Here is a 5,649-nt window from a genome sequence, read left to right as displayed (position 1 = left end):
AGATTCCAGAGTTTGATTGTCTGGTCATCACTGCCAGAAGCCAATGTCTTGCCGTCGGGGCTAAAACTCACGCTCCTGACAAGATTACTATGCCCCTCCAAGAAGTTGCGTTCTCTTCCTTGAACCAGAACTTTCTGCAAGGCATTAATTACCTCTGGGTTAGTTTTGTGTTGGCTTTGCAGGATTTTTCCCGCCTTGATTGCTGAGATAAAAGCCTCCAGTTCTTTATTTTCATTAAATAGAGACAAGGAATATCGACCAAGAGATTCGGCTTGATTCAGTTCCGATTGGTTTTTCTGATTCCATGCTGTCAAACCCAATCCACCGCTAATTACCACCGCCACCAAGGAACCCGCAGCAATGCCCCAGGCGGTTCTGATTTCGCGTTTCCTGCGGGCTGCTTCAACTTGTTTGATGCGATTTCCTTCTTGAATACTCTCCTTAATAAATTCTTTTTCATCAATTAAGTCTTCTGGGCGTTCCTTGAGCTTTTCTTCCGCTTCCGCCAAAGCTGCACCCCGCAACAATGAACCCGAATCTCGCTTTGTTGCTTCCCATTGTCCCTTTGCTGAACGCAGTCGCTCTTGCCAAGCTCTAAAAACGCGGCTTGTATTCATCCATTCTTGCAGTACTCCCCAATTGCGAATCAGAGCTTCATGAACTACCTCCACCGTTTCTTGACTGGTAGCATTGCGACTTGTCACCACCAACCGAGCATCAGCTAATTTTTTTACCAAAGACCAGCTTTGCTCCCCCAATTCCGCTTTCATCGCTATGCGTCTGGTATCTTCTGCTCCCTCACCCGGACGCACCAATTGAATAAAAATTCGCCGGACTTTTTCTTTCTCTTCATTTGTCAAGCTGCAATATTTCTCATCTGCATGGCGAGCTAACGCACCTTCTACTTGACCAATTTCTTCATAGATTTTGTGAGTTAATTCTTTACCTATTCGCTTATTCCACAACTCTGTTAAAGCAAACTCTAGCAAAGGTAAATTTCCCGGCTGGTTTTCCACATCATTCAAAATGCGTTCTACCAGTCCGTCTGCAAATGTCACCCCGAATTTTTGGGCAGGTTTTTCAATGACTTGTGTTAGTTCTTCCCGATTCATCGGCCCCAGTTTCACATCAGCATTTTGCAAAATATCAGCAAAGGGACGATAGGAAAGAGCATTTCCCAAAAAATCTGCCCGCATCGTTGTCACCAACACCGTAGCCGATGAAGTCAGGGAAGTAGGAGTTACTAGACTAGCTAATAAGCAGTCGAGAAACTTATGGCGAATTTCTTGATTGTTACAGAGTGTGTAAATTTCTTCAAATTGGTCAGCAATCAGTAGCACCCGATCGCTAGGATGATTTTGCTGAATTTTAGCAAAAACATCTAAGAGAATAACAGAACCATCTTGCAAGTAACCAGCCATCTTTCTGGCTTGGGCAATTTGGTCTGTTTGATCTAAGTTGGGTGTATAGAGAGGAACAAGAGCTAAAGCTAGAGCATGGAAAGGGTCAGAACCAGGACGAAAGTGAGTAAACTGCCAATGACCTGCTGTTTGTAACTTAGGGACTAATCCCGCTAATACCACCGAAGATTTACCGCTTCCTGATGCACCAAGCACCGGAATAAAATTATTGGTTTTAGTTGCACTATAAAGTTCTTCGATAAATATTTCCCGCCCAAAGAAAACATCCGCATCATTTGGGCCGAAATGAAACAACCCGCGATAAGGACAAGGGAGATATTCATCAGCAGCGTCGGTAGAATCAGACGGGACTAATCTTGCTTCTTCTCGATAGTAGTAGTTGATTATCTGTACAGGAGCGAAAGTCAAATCACGCCCAACACTATTATCCTTTAAGAGATTTTCTTGTTCTTGAGATGAGTGATTTGGGACTGACTCGCTCATGATCTTGGTATCCTTAACCTTGATTTTGCACAGTCGGTGCAAAGTTCACATTTCCACCAACGGTATTTCCACTCATGGTGTTGGTTTGAGTTTGATTGATTATTTCCTGTCCCCCAGGTTGTTCTTTCACTTTTTCGAGTAAATCCTGAGCCACTTTAATAATTTCCTGGTCTTGATCAGCACCAGCTTTGGTAATTTTATCTTTTAACAAACCTTCCGCTTGCTTGATTTCTTCTGGTTTGGCATCTACCATCGCTTGTCCCAGAACATCGCCCTCAAACTTCTTCTTAATCAAGGTTTTCAACCCATGATAGGCATCTTTAACTGCTGTTCCTGCGGTATCCTTAGTAGCTGCGATCGCACCAGCACCTAAAGCAGCAATAATCATAGAAATAGGTTCCATAGTTAATCCCCAATTATTTGTATCTAACAGCTAAAATAGCAGGATTTACGCAACTGGCACGTATATCTTCACGTTATCGAAGTCAAGGGTCAAGATTTCGATTTTTTGACTCTTGATAACCTCTACAAAAAAAATATGACACTTAGGCAAGTCCTAAATATAGGAATCCCTCTTTCCTCTTTCATCGCCATCCCAAAAGGCGCAATCCAGGGACAATTAGGTAGTAACTCACACCTAACCAAAAGCTAATAAAGAAGCCTACAGAACCAAAAAAAATCAGAGGTAACTGTAATTCCGACCAGGCTGGTTGACTAGTAAATTGGAAGATTGAAGGCGCTAACCTCAAAATAATCAAAACTGCATAAGCGATCGCACTACCAAAGGCCGAGAACACAGCGTAAACTATATGGTGGCTGCGAAGTCCTAAGCTCAAGGTGAGTAGGCAAACTGCTACTAAAATCACTGCCACTAAGCCCTCGCCACTGTCTTTTGGTGTAATTAATTGCAAAATCAACCAGCCAAAGCCATAGCTAATCATGCCCATCAGCGAAGCCACTAAAAACCGCCGCTGTTGACCAAAACACCCGGATACTGTCAATCCCCATGCGGTTCCCCAACCTGCGGCGACGAATACCAAAATATCTGCCCCGAAGACAGGTTGAGTATTTGGCACTAATTCGTTTAGCTGACTCCCAAGAAATTCCACAATCAAAGGCCCCAAGCTGGTGCGATATGCCAAAATAAAACCAGCGATCGCACCAAAACAAGCGCCAACATAAGCCAGGATCATCGCCCAAATCGTCGCCAAACAAGCTTGTAAAATTTTGATGATTGTCTGAGTGATGAAAACAAAGGTTTTGTTGACAGCTTGGCCAAAGTTAGCTAACGCTTGTTTAATAGCTTGTGTTAGCTGTGTCAATTTCTGGGAGACTTGCATTGAGGCTTGCTTAACGTTGTCTCGCAGTCGAGCAAATAATCCTGGTGGCGGTAATGGTTGAGAAATCTTCGCCAAACGTTTTTGAATTATAGCTGCATTTGCTGGACGCGATCGCACATCCTCATGCACCATTTCATCCAACAAATCGGCTAGTTGCGGGTTGACATTTACAGCAGTTCGCCAGCGCAATTTCCCCGTTTGCTGATCTTCCAACTCTAGCGGGTATTTGCCTGTTAATAGTTCAATTACCGTTCGACCAAGGGCATAAAAATCGGCTCCTGTCCCGACAACACCTCCACTCACTTGTTCTGGTGGACTGTAGCCAGAAGAAAATAATCGCGTGGAACTAGACTGAGAACGCAGCTTAGAGGCGCTAAATTGTTTTGCCCCGCCAAAATCAATTAATACCAGGCGATCGCCCTCTGTTTGCCCTTGAGGCGGGGTTACAGATGGCGAAGAAGTACCCAGCATTAAATTAGAAGGTTTAATATCTCGGTGAAGAATCTGACGTTTGTGTAATTCCTGTAAAATTTGTAGAGCTTGGGCAAACCAGTTTAAAACCAAATCCTCTGGACACCCTTGGGGAAACTTTCTTAATATCTCCTCTAAAGTGCGCCCATTGATTTTTTCCATTACCAAACAAGGTAGTTGGTGCGATTTGGGATTAAACAGATTTACATGAAAATATCCATCGGCATCGACTGTAGGGACACCAGGATGCTGCAAGCTAGATAAAACTGCCGCCTCTTGGGTAAATAATTCCAGCGCCTTTGGCGAATCTTCCACCAACACTTTTAACACTTTCTCAGTTTGAGTTTTTTCATCCCAAACCGTGTAGATTTGAGCAAATCCTCCCGATCCCAAAGGCTGAAGTGGAACATAACGGTCTAGCAACTCTAGCGGTGCGCCACAGCTGTTACAAAATTTGTTTCCCCAAGGCTGAGGATAAGGACGTTGACAATCAGGATTTATGCAGTGAACCGCACTCTGAGTGATGTGGGACACAACCGCTACAATACAAAGGCTGACTTGATTTTAGCGTTTCTTGAGGTTTCCTGATTTTAAAATCGGCAAAAGGAAAACCCTCATAGATTGTATGAGGGCAATTCATTTATATTTACAGCGGATTTCAAGGAAGGTGAAGTACACAAGGATTCATCTCAAAGCAAGGTATAAAGCCTGTTTTACTCCTGAATTCTGACTCCTGAATTCTGAATTCTAAATTCTGACTCCTGAATTCTGCTGTATATCAGTTCTTAGTTACGAAAACTTCTCTTACTCTGTCTGTGTTTGGCAACTTCTTTGCGCTTGCGTTTTTCTAAGGGTGTTTCAAAATGACGATGCTTTCTCATGTCTGGAAAAATTCCAGCCTTGGAAACTTCTCGCTTAAATCGTCGTAAGGCTGATTCAATATGTTCATTGTCACCGACAATTACTTGGGTCATTACATCTCCTACTAAGTTGACTTTATCAATGGCTAGGCAAGCATTCAGGGGTGGTGAGTGCTGAGTGATCCCATAGATAAATCTAGAGGATTGAAATAAGGACGAGTAATCGTTCTTGGACACTCAGCACTGCTTTGGTAAGATTACAAAAAAAAGACAGACTCCTTGTCTGACCTTAAGACTTTAGGCAAATTTTTTTGTTTCCAAGGTCTAGTAGCGGTTGCGTCCACCGCCGCCACCACCGTATCCTCCCCGGTTTCCACCAAAGGAACCTCTATCACCTCTGTCTTCCTTGGGTTTAGCCTTATTCACTTTCAGGTCACGACCCATCCATTCAGCACCGTCGAGAGCTTCAATAGCAGCTGTTTCTTCAGCTTCAGTTCCCATTTCCACAAAAGCAAAGCCTCGCGGACGACCTGTTTCACGGTCAGTAGGTACTTGAACTCGTTTTACAGTACCATATTCTGCAAAAATACCACTTAAATCTTCTTGTGTAACGTCATAAGAGAGGTTACCTACATAAATTGACATCGATTCTCTCCAAAATCATCACTGTGTAGAGATTTTAATTTCTCTGAGAAGTCTGTAAATACTAAAAGGAAAAAGCCTTTCAATACTAAAACCAAAGACATCACTGAATTAACTCTCCTAATCATAGGATGACATAGGAGACAACTCTCTGCATCCAGTAGATAGTTAACAGATAGTTAACCAGTGATGCGATCGCACCTAAGCGATCACCCGCCCCCACCTACTCTAAATACTGCCCACCGCAAAAAAGGGTTGGAAATAGAAGAAGATAAATTTTGTAGGGTGATATAAAAATCAGACATACGGGGGCGCATCTTCAGAATATCCGCATTGAACGTTTGACTGCATTAACCATGAAGCATTACTCCAAAATTTTAATACGAAAGCTAAAGTCAGGCAACAAATTTGCAGGGGGCAGGAGGCAGGAGG

The 5,649-nt window shown here is 43.2% G+C and carries 4 protein-coding genes and 1 pseudogene; all 5 read right to left on the bottom strand.

Annotated features, from left to right (window positions below):
- Positions 1-1,904, bottom strand: a pseudogene (locus tag RRG12_RS25505) (WD40 repeat domain-containing protein); the annotation flags it as partial.
- A 13-nt stretch (positions 1,905-1,917) separates the two neighbouring features.
- Complete coding sequence (locus tag RRG12_RS25500) at positions 1,918-2,307, bottom strand: hypothetical protein (RefSeq protein WP_420761086.1); 390 nt, start codon at positions 2,305-2,307, stop codon at positions 1,918-1,920.
- Between the two features lie 181 nt (positions 2,308-2,488).
- Positions 2,489-4,249, bottom strand: coding sequence for a protein kinase domain-containing protein (locus tag RRG12_RS25495; RefSeq protein WP_420761085.1), 1,761 nt, complete (start codon positions 4,247-4,249; stop codon positions 2,489-2,491).
- A 251-nt stretch (positions 4,250-4,500) separates the two neighbouring features.
- Positions 4,501-4,689 carry a 30S ribosomal protein S21 gene (gene rpsU / locus RRG12_RS25490; protein WP_012407716.1) on the bottom strand — a complete coding sequence of 63 codons (189 nt, stop codon included), beginning with the start codon at positions 4,687-4,689 and terminating at the stop codon, positions 4,501-4,503.
- 210 nt (positions 4,690-4,899) lie between these two features.
- Positions 4,900-5,220: an RNA recognition motif domain-containing protein gene (locus RRG12_RS25485; RefSeq protein WP_069068229.1), complete on the bottom strand. Its 321-nt coding sequence runs from the start codon at positions 5,218-5,220 to the stop codon at positions 4,900-4,902.
- Positions 5,221-5,649: the final 429 nt, after the last annotated feature.

This window comes from Nostoc sp. CALU 546 (assembly GCF_048836525.1).
This window is presented reverse-complemented; position numbering and strand designations above follow the sequence as displayed.

What these genes read in the sequence shown, in the direction of transcription:
- RRG12_RS25500 (WP_420761086.1), bottom strand. Translation starts at nt 2,307, where the DNA reads ATGGAACCTATTTCTATGATTATTGCTGCTTTAGGTGCTGGTGCGATC.
- rpsU (WP_012407716.1), bottom strand. Translation starts at nt 4,689, where the DNA reads ATGACCCAAGTAATTGTCGGTGACAATGAACATATTGAATCAGCCTTA.
- RRG12_RS25485 (WP_069068229.1), bottom strand. Translation starts at nt 5,220, where the DNA reads ATGTCAATTTATGTAGGTAACCTCTCTTATGACGTTACACAAGAAGAT.